Raw genomic sequence first — 26,104 nt, 5'->3', positions numbered from 1 at the left:
ATCACTTGAAAAGCACGAGCGTTGCAACGACCCCACGAATCCAAGCGGCCCGTAGATGCAGAGAACCCCCGGTGAAAAATCACCGGGGGTTCTGCTCTGGCGGAGGATAAGGGATTTGAACCCTTGAGGGTATTGCTACCCGCACGCGTTCCAGGCGTGTGACATAGGCCGCTAGTCGAATCCTCCTGAGCACTGCAGCATCAGCTGCTGTGTTCTCGTAAAACAGTACACAATATCGGCAGAAAAACGCAAATCGCAGGTCAGGGCCTCAAGATGGGTCGGGATGCAGTGCCACCGGCGGCGGGGGAGTTGGCTCCTGTGGCGGGCGATGCGCTACAGTTGTGCGCAGGATCCCGTGCGGCGTCCATCTTGTGAACTCCCCCAGGGCAGGAATGCAGCAAGGGTCAACGAGCTCTGACGGGTGCGCGGGATCCCCTTATTTTCTTAATGCGTCTAACATTGTGGCCGTACATCCCCGATGGAAGGCAGGCCCTCAACATGACGCTCCTAGACTTCGATTCTGACCGCCTGGCACAGTTCGCGGCCCAGGTCCGCGCCGATTACGAAGAACTCAAGGGGAAGAACCTCAGGCTTGACCTGACCCGGGGTAAGCCCTCCTCCGAGCAGCTTGATTTCGGTGAGTCCCTCCTGGCCCTGCCGGGGGAGGGCGACCACCTCGACGCCGATGGTCAGGATGTCCGCAACTACGGCAACCTCAAGGGCATCCGGGATATCCGGGAGTTGTGGGCGGAGCTGCTGGGTGTGGACCCGGAGAGTGTCTTCGCGGGGGATTCCTCCTCCCTGAACATCATGTTCGATCTGGTGACCTGGGCCTACATGTTCGGCACCAACGATTCGGAGCGGCCGTGGCAGGACGAGGAGAAGGTCCGCTGGATCTGCCCTGTCCCGGGTTATGACCGCCACTTCACCATCACGGAGCACCTCGGCTTCGAGATGGTCACCGTGCCGATGCTCGAGGACGGCCCGGATGTGGAGGCCATCAAGGAGCTCGTGCAGGATCCGCAGGTCAAGGGCATGTGGGCGGTGCCGGTATTCGGCAATCCGACCGGCATCACCTTCTCGGAGGAGGTCTGCCGGGAGCTGGCTGCCATGGAGACGGCTGCCCCGGATTTCCGCATCGTCTGGGACAACGCCTATGCGGTGCACACCCTGACCGATGAGTTCCCCCCGATCCACGACGTCGTCTCCTTCGCGGAGGAGGCAGGAAATCCGAACCGGTTCTGGGTGATGTCCTCGACGTCGAAGGTCACGCATGCGGGCGCCGGTGTGAGCTTCCTCCATTCCTCGGAGGCGAACCTGGACTGGTACCTGGAGACCGCCAGTGTCCGCGGCATCGGTCCCAACAAGGTCAACCAGCTGGCCCATGCCCGCTACTTCGGTGACGCGGAGGGCGTGCGCGCGGTGATGCGCAAGCACGCTGGTTCGCTGGCCCCGAAGTTCGCCCGGGTGCTGGAGATCATGGAGAGCCGTCTCGGCGAGTACGAGGTGGCCCGCTGGACGGAGCCGGAGGGTGGTTACTTCATCTCCCTCGACGTCATTGACGGCACTGCCTCCCGGGTCGTTGAGCTGGCCAAGGAGGCCGGTATCGCGCTGACTGGCGCGGGTTCCTCCTTCCCACTGAAGAACGACCCCAATGACCGCAACATCCGCCTGGCACCCTCGCTGCCGCCGGTGGAGGAGCTTGAGGTGGCGATGGACGGGGTGGCCACCTGCGTGCTGCTCGCGGCCGTCGAGAAGCTCGGGGCGTAGTGCGGCGGGAGGAGACCACCTTCTGGCTCAGCCAGCTCATCCCCGCGGAGCTTGATTTCGGGGAGGATGCGGCGGTCGCCGACCTGGATGACGGCCAGCAGGTGGCGGTGACGGTGGGTTTCGCGGACGTCGACACGGGCCTGGTGGCTGTTGAAGGCGGCGCGGATGTCCGTTCCGAGCTGATCACCGTGGCGCGTGCGGAACGCGGGCAGCTCACCGCCGTGCTGCGCGCTGCGGCCACCCTGCTTGCCGACGCGAACGGCCTCCTCCCCGCCCAGCCCGGCACCATGATCCCCCACCTCGCCGAGAAGGCGGGCCTGCAGGGCATTTCCGTCGCGCACGGCCTCTTCATCCCGCCCTACCTCTGGGGAGGGGAGACCCCGCGATTCACCGAGGAAGGGCGCTTGACGGTACTGCTGCAGCTGGTCATGCTCACCGACGCGGAGTACGCCTACGCGGTGGAGGAGGGGCCCGGCGGGCTGCAGCAGGCGCTCGGTGAAGCGGGGATCGACCTGCTCGACTGGGGGCGGTGACCGACAGGAGCGCCGGGTAGGCTGTTGCCCGTGGCTCTCTACCGGAAGTACCGTCCCGCCTCCTTCGCCGAAGTCGTCGGACAGGAGCAGGTGACCCGTCCCCTGTCGGTGGCCCTGGACTCGGGCCGCATCAACCACGCCTACCTCTTCTCCGGTCCGCGTGGCTGCGGTAAGACGTCCTCGGCCCGCATCCTGGCACGCTCGCTCAACTGCGTGCAGGGGCCGACCTCCACCCCGTGCGGGGTGTGCCCCTCGTGTGTGTCCCTGGCCCCCGGCGGACCGGGCAACCTGGACGTCACCGAGCTGGACGCCGCCTCGCACCGCGGCGTCGAGGACATGCGTGATCTGCGCGATTCCGCCATCTTCGCCCCCGCGGAATCCCGCTACCGCGTCTTCATCATCGATGAGGCGCACATGATCACCCGCGAGGGTTTCAATGCGCTGCTCAAGATCGTGGAGGAACCGCCGGCCCACCTCATCTTCATCTTCGCCACGACGGAGCCGGAGAAGGTCATCGGCACCATCCGTTCGCGCACCCACCACTATCCGTTCCGCCTGCTCACCCCGCAGGCGATGCGCGGGCTGCTGGAACGCACCGTCGAAGCCGAGGGCGTCCACATCGACGATTCCGTCTACCCGCTGGTCATCCGCGCCGGCGGTGGCTCCCCCCGTGATTCGCTGTCCATCCTGGACCAGCTCATCGCCGGCACCGGCCCCGAGGGCCTGACCTACGAGATCGCCCTGCCGCTGCTGGGGGTCACCGACCTCTCGCTCATCGATGCCGCCGTCGACGCCCTCGCCGCCGGCGACCGCGCCGCCATGTTCACCACCGTCGACGATGTCATCGAGGCCGGCCACGACCCTCGCCGCTTCGTCGAGGATCTGCTCGAACGCCTCCGTGACCTCATGGTCCTGCAGGCCGTGCCCGAGGCCTTCGAGCTCGGGCTTGTCGACGCCCCCACTGACCGCGCCGAGATCCTCCGCCAGCAGGCCGCCTCCTTCAGCGCCAGCCAGCTGGCCCACCTGGCCGCCACCACCAACGAACGCATCGCCGACATGCGCGGCGCCACCTCCCCACGCCTGCTGCTGGAGATCCTCTGCGCCCACCTGCTCCTCCCACCCGCCCCGGTCCAGTCCGCCGGGGGAGTGGCCGCCGCGGCAGCTGCCACCGCCTCCTCGGCGGCGGCACCGGCCGCCATGCCCGCCCCCGCAGACGGGAAGGTCTTCGAGCGGCCTTCTGTCCGCCGTGCCCGGGAGGCCGCCGAGAAGGCCGCACAGGAGCAGTCCGCCAAGGAACCGGCCACCCCCAGGTCGCCGGAGCCGACTCCCGAGCCGAAGCCTGTTCCCACGCCCCCGCCAGCCCCGGAGACCTCGAAGCAGCCGGAACCCGAGCCGACCCCGGCACCTGCTGCGCCGGCCGCCTCCGTCGACCCCGTCCAGATGATCCGTTCCCGCTGGTCGGAGATTCGCCAGCTGGTATCGGGACGCAACAAGATCGCCGGCATCATGCTCGCCGAGGCACGTGTCCTCGGCCTGCGCGAGGACACCCTCATCCTCGGCCACAACACCGGAGCCCTGGCGGAACGCCTCAACGCGGAGACGAACAACAGGGACATCGCGACGGTCGTCTCCGAGGAGGCGGGCCGCAGGCTGAAGGTCCACTGCGTGATCGGCACCGATCCGGCAGCCGCCGGTTTCGCTGCTCCGCAGCCCAGGCAGGAGGTGTGGAACCCGAAGCAGCCTGCGACTCCGCCTGCGGAGCCGGCACCGGCAGCTACGTCGGAACCTACCCCGCCGCCTGCACCTGTGTCCGAGCCGGCACCGGCGCCGACGTGGGGTCAGCCGCGCCCGATCGGCGGCCAGACCACCCCGGCCCCGACGCCGCCGCAGGCTCCCGCACCTACGGCGGCACCTGAACCGGCACCGGCCCCCACCTGGGGCCAGCCGCGTGCCCTCGGGGGAGAATCGGCACCGGCACCTGCGCCGACTCAGCCCCCTGTGCCTGAACCGACCCGGGAGCACCCACAACCGCAGACCCGCCCCTGGGAGGCGGTCGCGGAGCGCGGCCGCGCGGCCGCGGCGGAACGGTCGGCCAGCCCGGCCTTCGGGGACGGCGTCCCCCTGCCACCCGAGCCCGATGACGAGGACATCCAACCGGCCCCGCCGGAGGAGCCTACGCCTGAGCCTGCCCCGCAGGCCCCGCCCGTATCCTCCCGTCGGGAAGAGGAGGAGATGATGGTCGAGGCGGCGCAGGAGCCGGGCACCTTTGACCGTCGAGACGCGACGACGATCGCCGTCGAGCTGCTGGAACAGGAACTCGGCGCGCGGCGCCTCTGAGTCGGTAGACTTGCCCGCGATCACTCCACTCAACGAAAGGCCCGTCATGACCCAGCCGGATATGTCCCAGATCCTCGCCCAGGCGCAGGAGATGCAGGCCAAACTGCAGCAGGCCCAGCAGGAGATCCTCGCCGCCGAGGTGACCGGCACCGCCGGCAACAACCTGGTCACCGTCACCATGACCGGCGGCGGCGAGGTCACCAACGTGACCATTGACCCGCAGGTGGTGGACCCGGAGGACGTCGATACGCTCCAGGACCTGGTCATGGGTGCCTTCCAGGACGCCCACGCCAAGGCCGGCGACCTCGCCGCACAGAAGATGGGACCGCTGTCCGGCGGCGGCGGGGATCCCTTCGGCGGAATGCTCGGCTGAACCTGAGCAGATTCGGGTAGCGTGGCCCTCAGGAATCCCTGAAGAGGTGCGCCATGCTGAGCCGACTCGACGACCCGTTCTTCACTGCCCCGGAGGGGCCGGACCGCCCGCTCGTGGTCTTCCTCGGTGACGACATCGATGATGAGGACCACGACATCCTCTTCCCCACTCTGCGGGAGCGTGGCCGGGCGGTCATCCGCGTCCACCCGGACGAACTGGTCATCCGCCTGGACCCGGACGGTACGACGTTCTCGGTCCAGGAATATCCCCTCAAACCCGATCTGGTCGTCGGCTGGGTGCTCGATGACCTGCTGATGCCGGGCATGGCCCAGCTCGATGTGTTCGCACGCGCAGGTGTGCCCGTGATCAACGACGCCCTGACGCTCTTCCGGGCGCAGAACAAACTGACCGACAGCTCCATGCTCGCCGCCGCCGGCAGTCTGTACTACCCGGTGATCTCGGGCAAGGACATCCCCGAGCTACGCCGCTGGATCGAGGAGATCGACGGCCCCGTCGTGCTCAAACCCCTCGTCGGTTACGGCGGGCGCGGCCTGCAGCGGATCATGGACATGCCGGATGATGAGGCCATCATCTGGGCGCTGGAGCAGCACAACGAGGCTTATTATGCGATGCCGTGGATCGATAATCCCGGCCGTGACATCCGCGTCTACACCGTCAACCACCGGGCCGTCTTCGCGATGTACCGCTACGCCCACGAGGGGAAGTGGATCACCAACGTGCTGGCCGGCGGCCTGATAGCCATGTGCCCACTCACAGACGACCTGATCGACCTGGCGGAACGCGCCTCGCGCGGTGCCGTGACACTCATCGGCGGGATCGACATCGCCGAGAATCGGGAAACCGGGGGACTGGTCGTCTACGAGGTCAACTCGTGCCCCACCTGCGAGCCTCCCGTGCTGGACGCCGTCGCCGACTTCCTCGCCGCAGCCGCCCTCGACCTGGATGAAGCGCGGGAGGTGTGGCACCCCCGCCACGTCTACACCGAATACGATCCCTCGCCAGACCTCTTCCACCCCAGCAAACACGACCAGCTCAAACCAGCCGACTGAGGGGTGGATCGGGGGTCCGGCGGCCGCAGCCACTATCCTGGACCGGATGACGCGGCCGCTCCAGGCCGCGTGGCAATCTGAACTGAAAGGGGTCGGAAGGCGACGTGTTTGAAGGACCGCTCCAGGACCTGATCGATGAGCTCTCCCGCCTGCCCGGGGTAGGCCCCAAGAGTGCCCAGCGCATCGCCTTCCACCTCCTCGGCGTCGAACCGGATGACATCAACCGCCTCACCGCGGCCTTGGAGGCCGTGCGCGACGGCGTGACCTTCTGCCGCATCTGCTGCAACATCTCCCGCGAGGAGGTCTGCCGTATCTGCGCTGACTCCGGCCGCGACCGCGGCATGATCTGCGTGGTCGAGGAACCGAAGGACATCCAGGTCATCGAGCGCACCGGTGAGTACAACGGCCGCTACCACGTGCTCGGTGGGGCGCTTGACCCCCTGGCGAACGTCGGCCCGAAGGACCTGCACATCTCCGAGCTGCTGCAGCGCATCGGCGGGGTGCTGCCCGACCGGGAGCTGGCCGATTCCACCCCGGATGTCCCGCGCCACGACTCGACCCCCGACATCCACGAGGTGATCATCGCCACCGACCCGAACACCGAGGGGGAGGCGACGGCCGCCTACCTGGCGCGCCTGCTCAAGGACTTCCCGGGCCTGACGGTCTCGCGTCTGGCTTCCGGCATGCCGCTGGGCGGCGACCTGGAGTTCGTCGATGAGCTCACCCTCTCCCGCGCGCTGAGTGGCCGGCTGAAGATCTAGCTCTCCACCAGATGCTGCGGCAGCTCCGGAACCGGGATGACGACGATGTCGTAGAGCTTCCAGTGCACCTGGCGGATGCGGTCCCGCAGCTCCTCGAGCTGCCTGACGGTCGGGGCCTGCCCGTCGCGGAGGACGACGAAGACCTCGACGTGGAAGATCCGGCCCTGGTCACGCCCGCGGGCGGCGGCGTCCTGCACCCAGACGGCGGCACGGGCGGTGTCGGCGGCCTCCTCGATGAGCGGGTGGAGGTCGGAGTCGTCGAAACGCATGGGGTAGGTGTCGGTGAGGTCCTCGATGGCGGCCTTCAGATTGGTCATACCGTCGTAGATGATGGAGCCGGACACGAGGATGGCCACCGCCCCGTCCATCCACCACAGGCCGACGCCGATGCCCAGGACACCGATGATGGTGGCGAAGGCAGTCATCCAGTCCGCCTTCTGCATGTCCGCGTCCGCCCGCAGCACCTTGTCGTGGAGGGGTTCCGCCAGCTTCAGTTTCATCCGGCCGAGGATGACCGGGATGATGCCGGTGATCAGCATGGCACCGACCATGAGCCAGCCGGCCCAGATGTCGTATCCGAAGAGCACGGTGATCCCGATGGGGGGTTTTTCCTGGCTGATCAGACCCATCGCCGAATTGAAGAGCAGCAGCCCGCCCATCAGGAGCAGGGCTGTCGCGGAGACCAGGTGGCCGACGCCGATGGCGCGGTGGTAGCCGTAGGGGTGTTTCCGGTTGGCCGCGCGGCGGGTGAAACGGGTGGCGATGAGGAAGGCGATCGGCGGCAGGAATCCCAGCATGTCCTCCACCCAGGCCGCACGCATCGCCTGGGACTGCCCGGCAACCAGGCCGACGATGGTGACGGCGAAGACCATGTAGATGATGGTGATCCACTCGAGACGGATCGCCTTCTTCAGGATCTTCTGCATGTCCTCCGGCAGGGGATCGTTGACCGGGTTCTGCCGGGTGTCCACGGCGCGGCTCACTGGATCTCCCCGTGCTCGCGGGCGAGGTGACGTTCCAGCGCGACGAGCAGCTCATTCTCGCCCAGGCGCACACCCATGACCATCTCCTCGTCTCCGTCGATGGCAGTGTAGGGCCTGGTCAGCGCCATGTGGGAGGACAAGGGGACGGCAGTGGTCAGGCCGCCGGCGATGACGTCGACCTCCCCGTCCCTGATCCTCTCCGCCAGGACTGATTCCGGGCCCGGCCGCCATTCGATCTCGGCGTTGATGGATCGGGCGAAGCTGTTGAGCAGCTCCGCCTCGCTGCCGGTGACTTCACCGGTGTCACCGTCGATATTCACCCAGGGCGGGTGTTCGGAGACCCCGACGACGAGGGTGCCGTCCCGGGCACGGTCCATGGTGCCGTCGACGTCCGCCGGCATGCTGGACACGATGCCGCAGGCGCTGAGCAGTGGCACCGCCGCGAGCAGCAGTCCCGCGAGGCGCATAGTGGGTTTCATCCGACCTCCCGGAAAATTGCATTAAGCTGACCGAATATAAAGGCCAGTTTAACGCCGCTTCCGGGCGGGCGGCAGGGCTACTTCAGACGCTCCAGGCGCAGGCGGTCGACGACGGCGATCTCCAGTGGTTCCAGGTCCGCCAGGGCCCTCCCGAGGGCCCGGGCCAGCAGCAGGTCCGCCAGTTGCGGGTTGCGGGCCAGGACGGGGCCGTGCATGTAGGTGGCGATGACGCTGCCCTGGACGGCGCCCTCCGCGAAACGCTGGCGGGTGCCGTCGGCGACGTCGTCGGCCGCGGCGGCGACATCGCAGTTGCCGGTGCCGCGGGTGACCCGGCCCAGGGGCTCGGCACGCGAGCCCAGGAGGGTGGCGCCGAGGTGGTTCTCGAAGCCGGTGAGCGGTTCGGTGAGCTCGGCGGTGATACCCGCCTTCGTCGGGGTGGCGGCGACCTCCCCGATGGCGCGCTGCTGGAGGCCTACGGTGGTGGCGTCGATGAGGCCGAGACCGTCGATGACTTTCCTTCCGGCGCGGAAGGATTCACCGAGGATCTGCAGGCCCGCGCAGACCCCCAGGATGGGGCGGCCGGCCCAGGCGGCGCGGGTGAGTCCGCCGTCGGCGATGAGGTGCTCGGCCGCCAGCGTCTGGGCGGAGTCCTCGCCCCCGCCGAGACAGTAGACGCTGAGGTCGTCCGGGACGGGCTCGCCGAGCCTGATCTGGAGGATCTCAGCGTCGATACCGCGCATGCGGGCACGCTGGCGCAGGACAAGCGCGTTGCCGTCATCGCCGTAGGTGCCCAGGATGTCGGGCAGGACGAGTCCGATGGTCAGGCGGTCAGCCACGGTGCTCCAGCTCCTTGTTCAGTGCCTTCTTCAGATCGCGGAAGGCGGTGTAGTTGGCCAGGACCTCGACGCGTCCCGGCGGGCAGGCCAGCACCGCCTCAAGGGGATCGGCGAGCAGTTCGTGTCCGATGTCCGCGTAGGTGAGGCGGACGGCCAGGTCGGTGCCGCGCTCACCGGCGGCCTTGACCTCCAGGCCCTCGAAATCCTCGAAACGCACGTCCCACAGCCAGGAGAGGTCCTCACCGTCGGCGACCTGGCCGTTGACTGCGATGACCAGGCCGTCCGCGGAACGGTCGACCATGGACAGGGCCTCCTGCCAGCCAGCCGGGTTCTTCGCCAGCAGCAGGTGGATGTCCCGGTCGCCGAAACGGATGGTGGAGTAGCGGCCGGCGACGTTGTCCACGCCCTCGGTGGCGGCGACGGCGTCGGCAAGTGGCACCTGGAAGCCCTCGACGGCGGCGGCGACCGCCTGGGTGGCGTTGCCGCGGTTGGCGCGGCCCGGCAGCCGGAGCTTCATGTCGGATTCTCCGTGGGGGGAGACCAGCCCGTGTTCTGTGACGGTCCACGTGGGGGTGGGGCGGCGGAAGATGCGGCCGTCGGCAAGCGGTTTGACGGACCACCAGTCCTCGCCCTCGCGGACGACGTGGCCGCCGGTGCGCGGGCAGGAGACGGAATCACCGGTCCAGCCGGCCCCGGCGGCCACCCACACGACGTTGGGGGCATCGAAGGCGACGGAGGACATGAGCACGTCATCGCAGTTGGCGATGATCAGTGCATCCGGATGGTTGTCCACCGTCCGGCGCAGCGCGCGTTCGATCTTGTTGATCTCCCCGACGCGGTCGAGCTGGTCGCGGGTGAGGTTGAGCAGCACCATCACCTGCGGGTTGAGGCGGTCAGCGACGGCCGGGACGTGCAGCTCATCGACCTCGAGGACGATGTGGCTGGCCTCTTCCCCGGCGAGCAGGGCGGAGATGATGCCGGCGTCCATGTTGTCACCGCCGTCGTTGGTGGCGACGGCGTACTTCTTCCGCATCGCGGCGGCGAGCATCCGGGTGGTGGTGGATTTTCCGTTGGTGCCGGTGACCAGGACAGCGGGGCGGCCGCGGCTGAGCCTGTCCATGATGGTCGGGTCGATGGCGTTGGCCACCAGCCCGCCGATCATGCCACCGGCACCCCGGCCGGTGAGCCGGGAGGCGGTGGTGGCGAGCCGGGCAGCGGTGGTGGCCGCCGTCGAACGCAGTCGGCGCAGGACACCGGTAGTTCTGGAACTCATGCTCCCACACTAGTACCAAGTGTCCGTTCCGTGACCGACTGGTAGGGCCCGGGTGTCGGCATGAGAGCGCACTGGAAAACGGTTGTGAACTGCTGGAACAGAGGACAGGTGAGGGGAGGGCGGGTGACGGGGGCTCCGCTGCTGATCACGACACTCCGGAAGCCCCCGGCAGTCATCCTGTCCCGGGCTCAGCGGCCCGGCTGGCCTCGGTCTGTGCGTGCTACCATCAGCGCCCATGAAGTTGCGGGGCCAGGCGGAGGGGGCGGTGTGGGTCAGCGGAAACCGGTCATCCGCCGCAGGACGGTCGCTCTCACTGCATTCCTCCTGGTGGCCCTGCTCATCACAGCCGGGGTGATCAGCAGCATCCTCGCGGAGAAGGAGGCAGGTTTTGACGCCGCTGTGGACTGCACCCCCTACGGCATCCCGGCCGGTGATCCGCTGGCCCAGGCTGAACCGGTCATGGTGTCGACCTCCCCGCAGTTCCCATTCCAGTCCCCGCCCCCGCCCACCGGTGCGCCCTGGGAGACCGATGACTTCGAGGAGACCGAGGGCGTCTCCCTGGGCCGGGACTTCGCCGGCGGGCATCGGGGCGGCACGGTGGGTAGCTACCACCTGTTCACCCGTGGTGTGGACTTCTCCCGGCCGGTGGGCCTGCTGGTGCACCTGCACGGCGACGGGGCGGAGGAGTACCACGTCCCCGGTGGGCTGAGTGCCTGCCTGGCGGCGGTCGCCCAGACCCACAACATGATCACGCTGATCCCGCGGACTCCGGACCTGCGCTCGATGACCTGGTGGCGGGATCTGCGCCGCAACGTGGCGTGGGTGGATTCCCTGGTCGCCGAGGTCAGCGCCGAGTATGGCGTCGCCGACGGCGACACGTGGTGGATGGGTTATTCCGGTGGCGCGGAACTGATCAGCTACGGGCTGATCCCGTACCGGGCGGAATCGGTGACGGGTGGGGCGATCATGCTCGGCGGTGGGGGAGCACCGGAGGGAGTGTCCCCGGAGGTGACTCCGGAACTCCGGGAGAGCATATCCCTGCACTGGGTGACGGGGCTGCGGGACGACGGCAGTGATCCCCGGGAGCCCTTCGACGCGATCGCGGCCGCCCGGGAGGGTTCACAGTGGTACCGCGAGCGGGGTTTTGCCCGCGTGCACACGAGTTTCCCGTCGGAGTACGACCATTTCACGTTGCCGCAGGCAGCCATCCTGCGGGACATCCTCTCCGCCGCGGACTGAGGCTGACCAACCTGCGGGCTACGCCACCCCCGCGTTACGTACTTTATTGATCTGAAACCTAATAATTACATAAAAGAAATTGTAATGTTTCCGCAGAAACTCCGGATAGATCCAGTAGAAGGAACATCCGGTCGTCCCCCTGCCGGGCATCTCCGCGGCGGGACGCCTCCCAGAAGCGCCACCCGAGGAGGGACTTACATGGCGGTCATTGCGGCACCACTTTCCACGACGGACACCCTGGCAGGAACGGGGACGGCCGTAGCAGGCCGTGTCCGCCGGGCAGGTCTCCCCGGGCTCCTGCACCCCGGGGACCACCGCCCGCAGGAGTGATCATGACCGCCACACACGATCACCCGCAGTACGCGGTCTTCGGCGTGCAGCCCCCGCCGGCGGAACGCACCCTCCTGGACATCCTCGGCGCCACCGTCCGCGCCCACTGGGACGTCCCCGCCCTTGAAGGCACCGATGGGACGCTCACCTATGCGCAGCTCAGACAGCGTATCGACGCCGAGGTGGCCCGGCTCCGGGCCGCCGGCGTCGGCCGCGGCGACCGCGTGGGCATCCGGGTCCCCTCCGGCACCACGGACCTCTACGTCGCGGTCCTCGCCGCCCTCCACGCGGGCGCGGCCTATGTGCCGGTGGACCGGGACGAATCCGATTCCCGCGCGCAGACCGTGTGGGAGGAGGCGGATGTCGCCGTCATCTACGGCGCGCAACTGGAGATCACCGTCCGCCGCACGGTACCCAACCCTGACCACAGCCCGCCCACCCTCGACGATGACGCGTGGATCATCTTCACCTCCGGGACCACCGGCAGACCGAAGGGCGTGGCGGTCACGCACCGCTCGGCGGCCGCCTGGGTGGATTCGGAACGTCTGCTCTTCCTCGTCGACGCGCCCATCGGTCCCACCGACCGGGTGATGGGCGGCCTGTCGGTGGCCTTCGACGCCTCCTGCGAGGAGATGTGGCTGGCCTGGCGCAACGGCGCCACCCTCGTCGCTGCCCCGCGTGCTCTCGTGCGCTCGGGTGAGGAGCTGGGGCGGTGGATCGTCGACAAGCACATCTCGGTGGTCTCCACCGTGCCCACCCTCGCCGCGATGTGGGAACCGGAAACCCTCGGCGCGGTCCGCCTGCTCATCTTCGGCGGCGAGGCCTGCCCGCTGCAGCTGATCGGCCGGCTCTCTGCGCCGGACCGCGAACTGTGGAACACCTACGGCCCGACGGAGACCACCGTCATCGTCAGCGGCCAGCTCATGCGCCCCGGGGAGGAGGTGCGCATCGGACGCCCCATCGTCGGCTGGGAGCTGGCGGTGGTCGACGAGGACGGCGTGCCCGTCCGCTGGGGTGAGATCGGGGAACTGGTCGTCGGCGGTGTGGGCCTCGGCCGCTACCTCGACGCGGCCAGGGACACCGAGATGTTCGTGCCACTGCCGGCCCTGGGCTGGCGGCGCGCCTACCGCACCGGTGATCTGGTCCAGGCTGAACGCGAGGGACTCATCTTCGCGGGACGCGTCGACGACCAGATCAAGATCGGCGGCCGCCGTCTCGAACTCGGCGAGGTGGACGGCTACCTCGCCGCGATCCCCGGTGTGGATGCCGCAACCGCCGCCGTGCGCACCACCGACTCCGGCAACGACGTGCTCGTCGGCTACCTCTCCGGCGCGGAGCCGGAGGCGATCGACCTGCACCAGGCCCGCGAACTCGTCACCGCGCGGATGCCCCGCGGCGTGGTCCCCCTGCTGTGCGTGCTCGACGAGCTGCCCATGAAGACCTCCGGCAAGGTCGACCGCAAGGCCCTGCCCTGGCCCCTGCCCACCCGGGCCGGCGCCGCTGAGGAATTGCCCGCCCGCCTCGCCCGGCTGGGTGAACTGTGGACCGAACAGCTCGGCCCCGTGGCCCTGGAACCACAGGCCGATTTCTTCCGGCTCGGCGGTGGCTCCGTCGCCGTGGCCCGCCTGGCCGCCCGGATCCGGCAGACCCACCCCGGCGCGGAGATCGGCGAGCTCTACACCCACCCCACGCTCGAGGAGATGGCTGACTACCTCGACCGGCTCAGCTTCACCGGCGGGCAGCGCCCCATGCCCGCGAAAATCCCGGCCTGGTCCGGGGTGTTCCAGACCTGCTGGGTGCTCTTCCTCTATCTGATCAACGCCCTGCGTTTTGTCACCGGCGCCCTGATCGCGGTGTGGCTGCTGGAGAAGTTCTTCGATGCCGGCTGGGTGCCGCCGGTGCCCGGCTGGCCGTTGCTCATCGCCTGGCTGGTGCTGTATTCGATGCCGGGCAAGGTGGCCTTGACCGCCCTGATCACCCGCCCGCTGACCGCCCGTCTGAAGCCCGGCCGCCATCGGCGCGGCGGTTGGACGCACCTGCGGCTGTGGGCGGCCCAGCGCACCCTGACGTTCATGCAGCTGGAGAACCTCGGCGGCACCCCCTTCGCCCCGCTGGCACACCGGCTGCTGGGTACGAAGGTGGGCAGGGGCTGCCACCTGGCGCACGTGCCCTCCCTCAGTGGACTGCTGCACATCGGTGACGGCGTGACCGTCGAATTCGAGGCGGACCTGGAGGGCTACTGGATCGACGGGGACACGCTGATCCTCGGTGAGATCACCATCGGCGACAACGCCCGTATCGGGGCGCGCAGCATCGTCCAGCCTGGGGTGCGCATCGCCGCCGGAGCCGAGATCCTGCCGGGCACCAACGTCGACGCCGACGTCCAGGGCCCCGACACCTGGAGTGGTTCGCCCATGGCCTACCACGGGCCCGCCGGGCAGACCTGGCCCGCGGTCCAGCCGGTCGGGACCCGCAACCACCCGGTGATGGGCAGGCTGCGTACCGGTCTGACCTATGCCGGTGGCCTGATGATCATCCGGCTGCTGCAGGTCTTCGCCCTGCTGCCGGGTTTCATGCTGGTTTTCCCCTATGTCGGTTACATGGAGTTCTACGAGGATGTCTTCCCGGTGCTGCTCATGTGGGTGCCAGCCTTCACCATCCTCATGGTCTTCACCTGGATGCTCGGGGTGCTGGTGGCCATCCGGGTTATCTCGCAGTTCATCCGGCCGGGTTATTTCCCGCAGCGCAGCTTCAGCGGTTTCGCGGTGTGGCTGACCCACACACTCCTGCAGCGCACGCTGATCTCCACCTACCCGATCTACGCCTCCAGCTTCACCCCCTTCTGGTTCCGCATGCTGGGGGCCAGGGTGGGCCGCAACGTGGAGATCTCCACGGTGGAGACCATCCCGCACCTGACCTGGATCCGGGACCGCAGCTTCCTGGCGGATCATGCCCTGGCCAACTCCACCCGCATGTACCGGGGGTGGCTGCACGTGGGGACCACCGTCATCGGGGAGGGCAGTTTCGTGGGCAACTCCAGCATCGTCGGCCCCGACCGGGACGTCGCGGACGGCACGCTGGTTGCTGTGCTGTCCAGCGTGCCGCACCATCCGGAGGCCGGCAGCTCCTGGCTGGGCCGGATGCCCCTGCGGATCCACCGCACGGAGGTCACCGGTGAGGCGGCGCGTACCTACGATCCGCCGCGGCGGCTGAAAATCCTGCGCGGCTTCGTGGAGAGCTGGCGCATCCTGCCGGCGATGATCAGCCACTGGCTGGATCTGCTCGGTGTCTATCTGCTCACCACCATCTACATGCAGCACTGGCTGGCGGGGGAGTCGCGCCTGTACTCCCTGCTGCGCGCGGCCCTGTGGTCCTGGCCCGTGCTGCTGGGCTCCGGGGTGGTCGCCGCCCTGGTCGCGCTCGCCGCGAAATGGCTCCTGGTGGGCCGCTTCCACGCCCGCAGCGTCCCGCTGTTCAGTTCGTTCGTGTGGCGGGGAGAACTTGTCGACGTCTTCGTCGAATCTCTCGCCGTCCCCGGACTGGTACGCATGAGCCTGGGTTCGCCTCTGCTCAACTGGTGGCACCGGATGATGGGGGCACGCATCGGGCGCAGTGTGTGGTGCGAGACGTGGTGGCTTCCCGAATTTGACCTGGTCACCATTGGTGAGCGGGCCACCGTCAACCGTGGCACCGTGCTGCAGACCCACCTCTTCCATGACCGGGTGATGTCCCTGGAACCGGTCACCCTGGAGACCGGTGCAACGCTGGGGGCGAACAGCTTCATTCTCCCGGGTGCCGGGATCGGCGCCTGCGCGACGGTGGGGCCGGGATCACTGGTCCAGCGCCAGGAGTCCGTGCCCGGCCACAGCATGTGGGAGGGCAACCCGGTGCGCTACCTCGCCGAGGAGCCCGTCCCGGTTGATGTCGTCCGGAAGGCAGATCTGTGATGAGGGAACAGGTGTCAAAGACCCGGCTGCCGGTCCACGAGGGGGACCTGCCCGCGGGCATGCACCCGGAGCCGGGCGACAGCGCGGGCCGGGAGGTGTGGACGGGACATTCCGGTGACGATGAGGCGGTGATCATCCGCACCACCGTCCTGGATACCCGTGCCCCGGAGGAGGAGTACGGCGCGGTCCGCCAGCTACGTAACGGCCGGATCACCGGCATCGACGTGGCCCGGGGCCTGGCGCTGCTGGGGATGATCGCGGTGCACACCCTCGGCTCCTGGAATGACCTGCTGGACCGGCCCACCGTCGTCTGGACGGTCGCGGCAGGCAATGCGGCGGCGCTGTTCGCGGTACTCGCCGGGGTGGGCATCACCCTGTCCACCGGGGGCCGGGCAGGCCTGGCGCGGGAGAGGCGGCGCCGGACGCGGCTGCACCTGGCGGTACGTGCGCTGCTCATCCTGCTCATCGGGGTGGGGGCCAACAGCCTCATCGACCCGCCGGTGTTCAACATCCTGCCCTACTACGCGCTGCTCTTCCTGCTGGCCGTCCCGTTCCTGGCGGTGCGCAAACGCGTGCTCTTCCTCTGGGCGGGTGTGGTCGCGGTGGTGGGCCCGCTGCTGCAGTACTACGTGCGTGCGGCCGAACCCTATGAGCGGCTGCTCAGCCCGCAGCCGGTGGACCTGGTGGCCCAGCCCCTGGATGTGCTGGGCACCTGGTTGTTCACCGGCACCTATCCGGTGTCCACCTGGCTTGCCTTCCTGCTGGTGGGTATGGCGATCGGCCGGATGCCGCTGGACCGTATCCGGCTGCAAGGTGGCCTGCTCGGCTACGGGACCCTCCTGGCCCTGCTGGGCTGGACCCTGTCCCGCCTGCTGGTCCTCTACCTGGGTGGTTACGAAGGCATGCTCTACTCGGAGGAGCCGGTCACCCAGCAGTTCATCGACCGCCTCCTGCGGGAGGGCCCCGACCCGGACCTGCCGACCTCCTCGCTGTGGTGGCTGTCTGTCGCGGCCCCGCACACCAACACGACCTTCGCCCTCATGCTCAGCGGCGGCGTGGCCGTAGCGGTGTTCGGCGGGGCGCTGCTGACCTGCCGTGCGGTGCCGCGGCTGCTGCACCCGCTGGCGGCGGCCGGTTCGATGACGCTGACGCTCTACCTGGCTCACCTGGCATTCCTGCACTTCTACCCCTTTGAGGACCGCCCGTGGACCGCCCTGCTCATCCAGGTGGCCGCCGTACTGGTCATCCCCGTGCTGTGGCGGCTGTTCTTCCGGCGGGGGCCGCTGGAATGGGTCGTGTCCACCCTCAGCCGGCTCACGGTGGCGCCGATCAAGGTCCGGGAACCTGAGGACACGGGACGCCACCGGAGCTGAACCGGGCTGATCAGTCCCGCCAGGCCACTGCGAGTTCGGCACCCACGGCAGGTGGCACGGTCAGTTGACGCACCTGCCAGCCGAGGGGCGCACGCGGTCGCCGGCGGGTGCCCACCTCATCGAGGCCCGGGTCCCGCTGCAACCCCACACCTATCGCCTTGAGGGTGGCCTCCTTGCGGGTCCACGCAGCGGTCACTTCCGCGGCGGGGCGGCCGCGCAGACGCCGCTGATCCGCAGGGTGCAGGAGTCTGAGCAGCAGCTCCGACTGTTCCGGGGACTGCTGCTTCTCCACGTCCACCCCCACCGGACGCCCAGCCAGTGCCACCACAATCAGATCCTCCGTCCGCGACAGCGAGGTACCCGCCGCCGGTCCTGCGCGCCGGGCCAGCAGGATCCGCCGCAGGACATGGGAGAGCAGCCGGATTTCCGGGGAGTGCCCCTGCCTGGCCCGGTCGTGTTCCGCAGGGCTCAGCAGATGGCCGTGGGAATCCAGCAGGAACTGGTACTCCGCGAGGGGGAAGAGGTGGACCTCCACGTCCGCAGGGACGTCCCGGGGGACCCGGATGCGGGCGGCAGCCAGGTCCGGCAGGCTCATGAGCGCTGGTTCTGGCTCTTCGTACCCATCTTCGCCACGGCGGCGAGGAACTCGGCGTCGGTGAGCAGCGGGATGCCCTTGCGTGCGGCATGCATGGCCTTGCCCCGCAAGTCGGAGGTCTCGTTGCACACCACCAGGCTGGTGGTGCGCGTGAGCTTCTCCGAATAGACCAGCTGGGCCTTCAGCGCCGCCTCAATGAGGACGTCCGGATCGGTCTCCACCTCGGGGGCGATGACCACCTCCATACCGCGCTTGAGGTTCCCACCCGCGATATGCGTCCCCGGATTCGGATGGGGACGGGGAACCTCCACCGCATCCACCCGGACGTGGGAACGCTGCAGGCCGAAACGGTCTGCCCGCAGCTCAGCCGGTGTGGTGATGCAGAGCTCACCGTTGTCCCGCAACGCGAAGTACACGTCGATGAGCATGTCGTTGAGCTCCCGGGTCGTCTCATGCTCCGGCAGGCGGGCACGCTCCACGGTGGCCACCGGGGACTCCGCATCCACCTTCAGCACCAGCGCCAATGCAGCCAGGCGGGTGTCCTCCAGGACGATCCGCTGACGGCGTGCGGTCGCCAGCGTATCGACGATCGCGGCCGGCTTCGGCACATGCCCCACCCGCTGGCGACGACGCCGGCCCCGACCCCGGCCCCGCCCGCGGGAACGGTTGGAGCGTGCGGCGGCGTTCATGGTGCGCCGGGCCTCGGAGACGATGAAGCCCCACACGCGCGGGGCGTTGTGGACGATGAGGGTGCGGTCGTCGAGAAGCCGGTCGAGGGTGCGGAGCACCTGTGAGAAGCGCTGGCCCTCCGCGACCTCCTCGTGGCTGAGACCGTGGTAGTGGCGGGGGCCGGGATCGCTGCCCGGGTTGAGCACGGCGTGGAACTCCTCGCCGATCTCACCGTCCTCGTTGAAGGTGAGGACGTCCACAGCGACCAGCCGTGCGGTCGACGGGTGGATCCCCGAAGCCTGGGTGGTCACTGTGACATAGGGGAATTCAGTGACTTCAGCGGCACGGGCGTCCTGCTCGGTGTCACCGTTTGTCATTGTCATTGTTCAGAGTCTAGTTCCGGCGGGAACCGGGCGGGAATCCCGGGGCAGGATGGAGCATCCGGCGTGCGTGAGCCTCTGATCAGGTTGATGGACCGGCGCTTCCCTTCTGTGCCCTTCTGGAACGCTCCGATACAGATGCTGGTTACCCGGGCCAGTGCCACCGAATAATGCCTGCCAGAGCGGGAGGTTGAGCGAATCAGATGTGCAGACCCTATTACGAGAACGGAAAAAGAGCACGGGGACTAAGGGGCTGCTGTGCGAGGCCTCCTGTCCGGCTCCGGGGGGAAACGGCAGCTGGCTGCGGGGCGGGGCGAGGCTACTGTGGTGGCGGGGGAGATATCGCATTTATCTGGGAATATAACCTATCCCGCATGAGAGTATCCTGAGGAGAGGGTGTCGAGTTGGGGTTTCTCTCAGCTTGTTGTGGGAAATGTCCGGGGAGATTTCTGCAATTTCGAGACTGTCGCGCGAGGTTTTTCTTTCATATGCGCAGGTCGTCATGTTATTTCGGGTATTCGACTGGTTCAGTACCCCCATATGGGGGAGGGGTAAAGGGTAGTGCTTTCACAGCTTTTTATAGGGGAACTTTCCGGATAAATGGAGGATTCGAGCGGATCTGCGCAGTTCACGAACCCCGTGCAAACGTTTGAGGATCTGCAGTCACTGCCCTCCTCGTGTCCGTCGGTGAATATCTTCATTTCCTGCCGCAACCAAAAGTGAACGATCCGGTTACGATTCCGTCTCGGACCACGGGCTTTGCCCGTGTCGTTGGAAATAGTGTGCTGCATCACTCTGGCGGGGTTCTGGTTCTTGTGTGAGAAGAACTCGACGGACGTGGCTGGGAAAGGAAAGAAATGGATAAGAGTCTGTTCATGCGAAGTGGCGGAGAGGGGGTTGCCTCCTGGCTCAAGCTGGTTGCTTTCATGGGCGCTGTCGCGCTGGTGCTCAGCACCCTGACGCTTGTTCCTTCCCAGGCGCGTGCAGAAGAGAATTCTGAGAACACCGTGACGGAGCTCGCGGACACGACGGTCTCCCCCGAGATCGATGCTCTCCCCACCGTGGATATCCCGGTTCAGGAGGAGACCACGTCTCCCGGTGCCTCACTGACTGACGAGAATGAGCCGTCCCTGGCGGAGACCATTCTCGAGGGCCTGGAGGGTCTGGATCAGCCCGACGCACGAGGCGACCCCACCACCACCCAGGTGGCCCCTGAGGGCACCGTGAACACCTTGATCGATGTCGAGATCGACTCGATCAACGGTATCGGCACCGAAGACGAGGGAGTCTCGGTCGGCGATGACGTCCTGGTGGAAGGCACCTGGGATGCCATGCTGGCTGATGATTCCCTCGGAACCATTTTCTGGGTTACCTTCCCGACCACCATCCTGGATGAGCTGAAGATTGAGGAGCCGGTCGCCGGTGCCTCCCTGCTGCGGGATGCGGATGACAACTCCGTCATCGGTTTCGAGGTTGACACGACGGAGGCCGGTACCGCCGGTGACTGGCAGGTCAAGGCGACTACGGTCGCTGCGACTGACGAGGAGTTCCTGAATTTCCGTACCTCGGAGAACGCCTACCGCGACGTCGAGGTTCAGCTCCCGGGCGAGGGTGGTATCCGCAACGGCGCTGCTGAGCGCAGGATGACTCCCCTCGCTGCCGGTGACCAGATCCCCGCCACCGTCACCAAGCTCGAGCGTGACCCTGTCGTTGATCCCGACACCCAGCTGGTCATCGGCGACAAGATCCGGGTCGAAGGTACGTGGGACGCCACGGGCATGGATCTGACCGGTGGTGAGACCTTCACCATCGGCTTCCCCGCGGAGCTGACGATCCCAGCCGGTTTCTCGTTCGATATGTTTGCTGATGGCATCCCGGACATCGACGATGGCACGAACATCGGCGAGTGCGTTGTCAACCCTGGCAACACCCTCACCTGCACAGTGAACGATGAGGTCGCAGGCAAGCAAGAGGTCGAAGGTACCTGGTGGATCCAGGCCGAGGCGGATCAGTACACCAACCTGGAGCAGCTGACCTTCACCATTCCCGGTGGAGAGGTCGAGGTTCCGCTGCCCGGCCCCGGGGGCGGTATCGGTGACGGTTCAGGCCCGCTGGAGACCAAGAAGTCCGGGCAGGTTCTTGATGACCGGAAGTCCATCAGATGGACCGTGGACATCGCTGGCCCGCTTCTGGCCCCGCTGGCAGACGACACCGACAAAAAGGTCGTGCTGGAGGACACCCTCTCCGACGCGCTGCAGCTCTGCGAGCCGGCCCGCGACAGCCAGTTCAGGCTGCTCGCCGGTCGCCCGGACAACCTGAGCAGTGCCGGAACCCTCTCCGTTGTCGCTGACCCGACCGACCCCCAGAACCTGACGGTGACGGTCGAGACGAATGAGCCGATCCGCACCGACTTCATCTACCGCCTGGAGTACATCACCTGCACCACCGACGGTGGCCTGCTCCAGTCGGTCGACGCCGACGACGACACCTATTCCAACACCATCCTCATCGGCGACCGCCCCGTCGGATCGGGCATCGGCGAGTACAGGGGCTGGGAGCCCACCACGCTCAACAAGCGCGGCTCCCTGCTCGGCGGGGCTGACCGCTTCCAGAAGGCACGCTGGGACATCACCCAGAACGGCGCGAACCTCGTCGACACCGAAGAGATTGTCATCACCGACACTTTCGGGCCTGACCAGCAGGTCTGTGGAGGTGGCCTGAACATCCAGGTGTTCAAGCAGGACCACCTGCCCACCTGGAACCCGGAGAACGGGCAGTTCACGCGTCCGAGCATCAATATCTCGAACCAGTTCGAGGGGACCAAGGGCGTTGCCGCTGCCGGTGCAACGGGCTTCAACGCAACCCTGAAGCCGCAGGCAGACTTCGAGTTCGACCCGAACGCCTACTACATTTTCCGGTACCATACTTGCCTGACCACCGGAGAAATCCCGACCGACGGTGACGCCTTCACCAACACGGCCATCTTCAACGATGTCGAGCTCCGGGCCGAGACCAAGGGCCAGAAGTTCGAGGAGATCAAGAACGGTTCGCTCGTCACCCGGGCCCAGGAGGTGGGCGGCGAGTCCCAGCCCGCCGGCACCACCACCAACTGGACCATCCGCGTTGACGGCCAGAAGTTCGAGGAACGGACAGAACTGGTCGTCACCGACGAGTTCTCTGACACACTCGCCGTCTGCGAGGTCCCGGGCAAATCCCTGAAGGAACGTCTCAACTTCAAGCTTGAGGCACGCGACTTCGTCAACAACGGCGGCCTCGCGACGGAGAACCTGACCGACGCCACCGACGTGGAACTCAACGGCAACGAGCTGAAATTCACCCTCGACGCTGAGGCGTTCGGCGAGAAGCACTTCGACCGTAACTACAGCTACTACATCAACTACACCCTGTGCACCTCCAGCGGTGGACTCGATGCAGCCGGAACCAAGTACTCCAACAGTGCTGAGGCGACCGTCCAGATCCCGACCCGGACCATCTCCCAGAGCTGGGATGGCGGTGCTGAGGGCGGCAGCGTCGCCCGCGGATCCTTCAGCCTGATGAAATCCGCGACCGCCGGTTCCAAGCCCTTCTCGCCGGACCTTCAGTTCCGTGTTCTGGTCGAGGAGTTCGCACCGGTCGACAACGCGTCCGGCGTGCAGGTTCCCGCTGACCTGAATGATCCCGCTGTCAGGCCCTACCGGGACTACGAGGTGGTGGTCCGCGCCGACGGCAAGCCGGTCTCCGGCCAGTTCATCCGTGGCCAGAACTGGCAGATCCGACTCACGGAAGTCGGCTTCCCCGAGAACTCCGGTTTCCTCTTCGGTCCCGGACAGTTCATCGAGGACACGAACGTGACCGTCAGCGATGACGGCACCCAGGCAGTCGTCACGATCGCCCCCCGGACCAACACGAAGGTCCAGCTGCAGAACACCGCATCGCTGGGCAAGGCAACCCTCACCAAGCTGGTCGAGGGGGAGGCCGCAGAGTCCGTCCAGGGTCAGACCTTCACGGTGAACGCATTCATCCGGCACCCGGACAACACCAGCAACAACGTGCAGGTGCCGCTGCGTGTCGGCGCGGCGCACACTTTCCGCGATCTTCCGATCGGCACGACGATCGAGTTCGAGGAGGCGCAGCTGACCGACACCGATGTGGTGACCTGGGGCGAGCCTGTCTTCAGCCAGAACCCGATTACCGTGGGAGAAAACACCCAGGTCACCCTGACAAACAAGGCCAATGCCTCCGCAGGCACCTTCAGCCTGAAGAAGGCTCTCAAGGGTACCGAGGACAGTAACGCGGCTCTGCCGCAGGACTACACCGTCACCGCCACCTGGGGTGAGGGCCCCGGAGAGACCAAGGACCTCACCGTCCGTGCAGATGGAACTCCTGAGCCTTTCGGCCAGAATCTGCCGACCGGCACGGAGGTCACCCTGACCGAGGTCCTGCCGCAGGTCAACAACATTGACTGGGGCACCCCGGTCTTCTCCGGTGAGGGGATCACTGTCAACAGTGACGGTTCCGCCGTTGTGACCATCGGTCGCGGTAACGTCGATCTGACCGTCACCAACACGGCTGTGCGCACCGGTACCTTCCAGCTGAGCAAGGGCCTGGCCGGCGAGGCAGCGGACGATGTCCCGAATGACGCCGTGTTCACTGTCCAGGCTGAGTGGAAGAAACCGGGTGAGACGAAGTACACCCCCAAGGAGCTGACGGTCACCGGCGAGGGCACCGTTGAACTCGGCGAGAACCTCCCGGTCGGCACCGAGGTCCGCTTCTCCGAGATCAAGTTCCCGGAGATCGCGGGCATCGTCTGGGGCACCCCGGTCTGGGGCACCAACCCGACGGGAGAGCAGTGGCTCACCAGCAACAACGGTGTCGCTGAGGGCATCATCTCCGATGACCCGGCCGAGGGCCGCCTGATCTCCGTCACGAACGTGGCCAAGTTCGCCGATCGTCCGGTGTACATCACCAAGCAGGTCGAGGGGCCTGCCGCCGGCAAGGTGGCTGATGACCTGGTCTACAAGATTCAGGCGACCTTCTCCAACAACGAGGTCAAGACCTACGCCATCACGGCCGGCGAGCCGAAGCTGATCGGAAACTTCCCGGTGGGAACCAAGATCACCTTCAGCGAGATCCGGCCGCCCAACACCAACGAGATCACCTGGGGTGAGCCGACCTTCTCCCCTGGGACGCTCACCGTCGGAACCGATCTCCGCGCGGATGTCACGGTGACCAACGTCGCCGACCAGACTGTCGGCACCTTCTCCGTGAAGAAACTGGTGGAAGGCCCTGAGCAGTACAACGACGCGGTTCCGGATTCCTTCGAGGTCATCGCGACGTGGACTGAGGGCACCGAGGAGAAGTCCCACACCATGACCGTCCCGGTCGGTGGCGAAGTTGACTTCGCCACGGACTACGGGCAGCCGCTCCCGGCGGGCACCGAGGTCACCCTGACCGAGGTGCTGCCGCCGAACGGTGAGGGTCTCGCGTGGTCCTCCGCCACCTTCGTTCCTGGCAACGAGGTCACCATCGGCCTTGATCCTGTCACGGTGAAGCTGAAGAACTACGTGGACAAGAACGACGGCACGCTTCAGGTTCTCAAGGCTGTGACCGGTGACGCCGCCGAGGGCATTGGGCCCGACGTGGAGTTCACCGTCAAGGCCGAGTGGAAGGAGCCGGGCGGCACCGCCACCAGCTTCGACTCCACTGAGCTGACGCTCAAGAACGACGGCGTCGCTGTTCCGCTGGGCATCGACCTTTCGGTCGGCACCGAGGTCCGTTTCACGGAGATCGACCTGCCGGAGATCGCGGGCATCGAGTGGGTCACCCCGCAGTGGGATATCCACCAGCCCGAGGGGTCCTGGCTCCGTCAGGATGCTGAGGGTGTCGCCACCGGCATCGTCTCCGACGATCCGGTCGAAGGACGCATCATCAAGCTGACCAACGACGCCACCTGGAAGACCGGCGAGCTCGAGATCACCAAGAAGATCGTCGAGGGTGACAAGATCTACGACGTGAAGGACTCCTCCATCGACGAGGACTCCGAGTTCGAGGTCCGGATCACCGGCATCGACCCGGCGCTGCGGGACGACGTCAACTTCCCGAAGGTCGGCCAGAGCTTCAAGCTCAACAAGGCCAACGACTGGACCTGGTCCTCAGGCAAGGTCCTGCCGAAGGGCACGAAGGTGACCTTCGAGGAGGTCAACCTGCGCAACGGCGCCGGTTATGACTGGGCGAAGCCCTACTACGTCGCGGGCACCGATGGCGAGGGCGAATTCATCTACGGCAACGAGATCACCATCACAGGTGAGGACAAGACTGACACGGTCGAGATCCACAACCGCCTGATCCCGACCACCGAGGTGGACATCGACAAGATCGTCACCGGTCCGAAGGGTAACGAGGTCGAGAATGACGCCTCGTCCACCTTCCAGGTGACCGCCAAGTGGGTTGATGCCGACGGTCAGAACCGCACCTGTGTCCTGAACGTCACGCCGCGCGGCAGCGCCGTCCCGACCTCGAAGTGCGACGCCACCGTCATCGACGGCAAGGTCCACTTCCCGACCGACACCGAGATCACCTTCACTGAGACCGGTGCCTACACCGACGTCCCGAACGTCAAGTGGGGTGAGGTCATCTGGAGCGCCGACCGCGGCGCCAAGGTGACCAAGGTCAAGGGCGACAAGAAGGACAAGAAGCACCAGACCTCCGCCACCGTCGTCTTCACCGGCGGCAAGAAGGACAAGAAGGTCACTCTCCGCCTAGAGAACAAGACCAGCTCCGACGGTCTGATCCTCCTCCCGCTGCCCATCCCGATCCTGCCTATCGGTGGTGGCTCCTCCGTGGTGCCGGTCCCGACGAACCCGACCGCTCCGGCGGCACCGGGTGAGCCGGTCAAGCCGACGGAGCCCACGCAGCCGGCACGGCCGACCGCACCGGGTGAGCCGGGCAAGCCGGTGAACCAGGAGAAGCAGGCCCAGCACGCCCAGGCCACCCCGGGCAAGCGTGGTCTGGCCAGCACAGGAGCCAACGTGCTCTGGCTCGCCGGCGGTGCAGCTGCCCTGATCATCGGTGGTGCGTGGCTTGCACTGCGTGGCCGCCGGAACGAGTCCTAGAGCGGATAATCACCGCGACAGGCCGGGGTTCGGCGTAGCACGCC

The 26,104-nt window shown here is 67.0% G+C and carries 16 protein-coding genes, 1 tRNA gene and 1 other RNA gene; 11 read left to right on the top strand and 7 right to left on the bottom strand.

From position 1 onward, the window contains the following. Positions 1-97 precede the first annotated feature (97 nt). Positions 98-186: transfer RNA gene (locus EAH68_RS05700), tRNA-Ser, on the bottom strand. A 158-nt stretch (positions 187-344) separates the two neighbouring features. Between EAH68_RS05700 and ffs the strand changes: the two genes are divergently transcribed. From ffs to recR, 7 genes are all read left to right on the top strand, one after another. After that, an RNA gene (gene ffs / locus EAH68_RS05695) (signal recognition particle sRNA small type) lies at positions 345-443 on the top strand. 55 nt (positions 444-498) lie between these two features. Continuing rightward, the gene (locus EAH68_RS05690) at positions 499-1,770 is read left to right on the top strand and encodes an aspartate aminotransferase type Ic (RefSeq protein ID WP_126120347.1); all 1,272 of its coding nucleotides are present in this window, start codon (positions 499-501) and stop codon (positions 1,768-1,770) included. Further along, positions 1,770-2,303, top strand: a complete 534-nt coding sequence (locus tag EAH68_RS05685) for a suppressor of fused domain protein (RefSeq protein WP_126120346.1) — start codon at positions 1,770-1,772, stop codon at positions 2,301-2,303. The genes EAH68_RS05690 and EAH68_RS05685 overlap by 1 nt, the downstream gene beginning before the upstream one ends. Before the next feature lie 30 nt (positions 2,304-2,333). After that, a complete protein-coding gene (locus EAH68_RS05680; RefSeq protein ID WP_126120345.1) occupies positions 2,334-4,640 on the top strand; it encodes a DNA polymerase III subunit gamma and tau in 2,307 nt (768 codons plus the stop codon). A 46-nt stretch (positions 4,641-4,686) separates the two neighbouring features. Further along, positions 4,687-5,013 carry a YbaB/EbfC family nucleoid-associated protein gene (locus EAH68_RS05675; protein ID WP_126120344.1) on the top strand — a complete coding sequence of 109 codons (327 nt, stop codon included), beginning with the start codon at positions 4,687-4,689 and terminating at the stop codon, positions 5,011-5,013. Positions 5,014-5,066: 53 nt separating this feature from the next. Continuing rightward, entirely contained in the window at positions 5,067-6,083 is a 1,017-nt protein-coding gene (locus EAH68_RS05670; protein ID WP_126120343.1) for an ATP-grasp domain-containing protein, read from the top strand. 104 nt (positions 6,084-6,187) lie between these two features. Beyond that, a complete protein-coding gene (gene recR / locus EAH68_RS05665) occupies positions 6,188-6,844 on the top strand; it encodes a recombination mediator RecR (protein WP_126120342.1) in 657 nt (218 codons plus the stop codon). Here the strand turns inward: recR and EAH68_RS05660 are convergent. The 4 genes from EAH68_RS05660 to EAH68_RS05645 all read right to left on the bottom strand — a co-directional run bounded on the left by EAH68_RS05660 (position 6,841) and on the right by EAH68_RS05645 (position 10,415). Next, a complete protein-coding gene (locus tag EAH68_RS05660; protein ID WP_439647611.1) occupies positions 6,841-7,827 on the bottom strand; it encodes a cation efflux transmembrane domain-containing protein in 987 nt (328 codons plus the stop codon). The genes recR and EAH68_RS05660 overlap by 4 nt on opposite strands. Continuing rightward, positions 7,824-8,306: a transporter substrate-binding domain-containing protein gene (locus EAH68_RS05655; RefSeq protein WP_126120341.1), complete on the bottom strand. Its 483-nt coding sequence runs from the start codon at positions 8,304-8,306 to the stop codon at positions 7,824-7,826. The genes EAH68_RS05660 and EAH68_RS05655 overlap by 4 nt, the downstream gene beginning before the upstream one ends. 77 nt (positions 8,307-8,383) lie before the next feature. After that, positions 8,384-9,142 (bottom strand): type 1 glutamine amidotransferase, encoded by a 759-nt coding sequence (locus EAH68_RS05650; protein WP_126120340.1) that lies wholly within the window; start codon positions 9,140-9,142, stop codon positions 8,384-8,386. Beyond that, complete coding sequence (locus EAH68_RS05645) at positions 9,135-10,415, bottom strand: Mur ligase family protein (RefSeq protein WP_126120339.1); 1,281 nt, start codon at positions 10,413-10,415, stop codon at positions 9,135-9,137. The genes EAH68_RS05650 and EAH68_RS05645 overlap by 8 nt, the downstream gene beginning before the upstream one ends. 267 nt (positions 10,416-10,682) lie before the next feature. On the opposite strand from EAH68_RS05645, the gene EAH68_RS05640 reads away from it, so the two are divergent. The 3 genes from EAH68_RS05640 (at position 10,683) to EAH68_RS05630 (ending at position 17,304) form a co-directional block, all read left to right on the top strand. Further along, positions 10,683-11,654, top strand: coding sequence for an alpha/beta hydrolase (locus EAH68_RS05640; RefSeq protein ID WP_126120338.1), 972 nt, complete (start codon positions 10,683-10,685; stop codon positions 11,652-11,654). A gap of 332 nt (positions 11,655-11,986) precedes the next feature. Next, complete coding sequence (locus EAH68_RS05635) at positions 11,987-15,931, top strand: Pls/PosA family non-ribosomal peptide synthetase (protein WP_126120337.1); 3,945 nt, start codon at positions 11,987-11,989, stop codon at positions 15,929-15,931. An 11-nt stretch (positions 15,932-15,942) separates the two neighbouring features. Continuing rightward, positions 15,943-17,304 carry a heparan-alpha-glucosaminide N-acetyltransferase domain-containing protein gene (locus EAH68_RS05630; protein WP_241228305.1) on the top strand — a complete coding sequence of 454 codons (1,362 nt, stop codon included), beginning with the start codon at positions 15,943-15,945 and terminating at the stop codon, positions 17,302-17,304. Positions 17,305-17,314: 10 nt separating this feature from the next. On the opposite strand, the gene EAH68_RS05625 is transcribed toward EAH68_RS05630, so the two are convergent. Together EAH68_RS05625 and EAH68_RS05620 are read right to left on the bottom strand one after the other, a co-directional pair. After that, a complete protein-coding gene (locus EAH68_RS05625; RefSeq protein ID WP_126120335.1) occupies positions 17,315-17,899 on the bottom strand; it encodes a 4'-phosphopantetheinyl transferase family protein in 585 nt (194 codons plus the stop codon). Continuing rightward, positions 17,896-18,951 (bottom strand): exonuclease domain-containing protein, encoded by a 1,056-nt coding sequence (locus EAH68_RS05620; RefSeq protein ID WP_126120334.1) that lies wholly within the window; start codon positions 18,949-18,951, stop codon positions 17,896-17,898. The genes EAH68_RS05625 and EAH68_RS05620 overlap by 4 nt, the downstream gene beginning before the upstream one ends. Positions 18,952-19,805: 854 nt before the next feature. Here EAH68_RS05620 and EAH68_RS05615 point away from each other — a divergent pair. After that, the gene (locus EAH68_RS05615) at positions 19,806-26,060 is read left to right on the top strand and encodes a DUF5979 domain-containing protein (RefSeq protein ID WP_126120333.1); all 6,255 of its coding nucleotides are present in this window, start codon (positions 19,806-19,808) and stop codon (positions 26,058-26,060) included. Positions 26,061-26,104 lie beyond the last annotated feature (44 nt).

The organism is Corynebacterium hylobatis, from assembly GCF_003955685.1.
Classification (GTDB): Bacteria; Actinomycetota; Actinomycetes; order Mycobacteriales; family Mycobacteriaceae; genus Corynebacterium; species Corynebacterium hylobatis.
Note: the sequence above shows the minus strand (reverse complement) of the source record. Positions and strands in the feature narration are given on the sequence as shown.

Excerpts from the sequence above, each read along its gene's own strand:
- EAH68_RS05690 (WP_126120347.1), top strand. The coding sequence starts at position 499 with ATGACGCTCCTAGACTTCGATTCTGACCGCCTGGCACAGTTCGCGGCC.
- EAH68_RS05675 (WP_126120344.1), top strand. The coding sequence starts at position 4,687 with ATGACCCAGCCGGATATGTCCCAGATCCTCGCCCAGGCGCAGGAGATG.
- EAH68_RS05670 (WP_126120343.1), top strand. The coding sequence starts at position 5,067 with ATGCTGAGCCGACTCGACGACCCGTTCTTCACTGCCCCGGAGGGGCCG.
- EAH68_RS05655 (WP_126120341.1), bottom strand. The coding sequence starts at position 8,306 with ATGAAACCCACTATGCGCCTCGCGGGACTGCTGCTCGCGGCGGTGCCA.
- EAH68_RS05645 (WP_126120339.1), bottom strand. The coding sequence starts at position 10,415 with ATGAGTTCCAGAACTACCGGTGTCCTGCGCCGACTGCGTTCGACGGCG.
- EAH68_RS05635 (WP_126120337.1), top strand. The coding sequence starts at position 11,987 with ATGACCGCCACACACGATCACCCGCAGTACGCGGTCTTCGGCGTGCAG.
- EAH68_RS05625 (WP_126120335.1), bottom strand. The coding sequence starts at position 17,899 with ATGAGCCTGCCGGACCTGGCTGCCGCCCGCATCCGGGTCCCCCGGGAC.
- EAH68_RS05620 (WP_126120334.1), bottom strand. The coding sequence starts at position 18,951 with ATGACAATGACAAACGGTGACACCGAGCAGGACGCCCGTGCCGCTGAA.
- EAH68_RS05615 (WP_126120333.1), top strand. The coding sequence starts at position 19,806 with ATGGATAAGAGTCTGTTCATGCGAAGTGGCGGAGAGGGGGTTGCCTCC.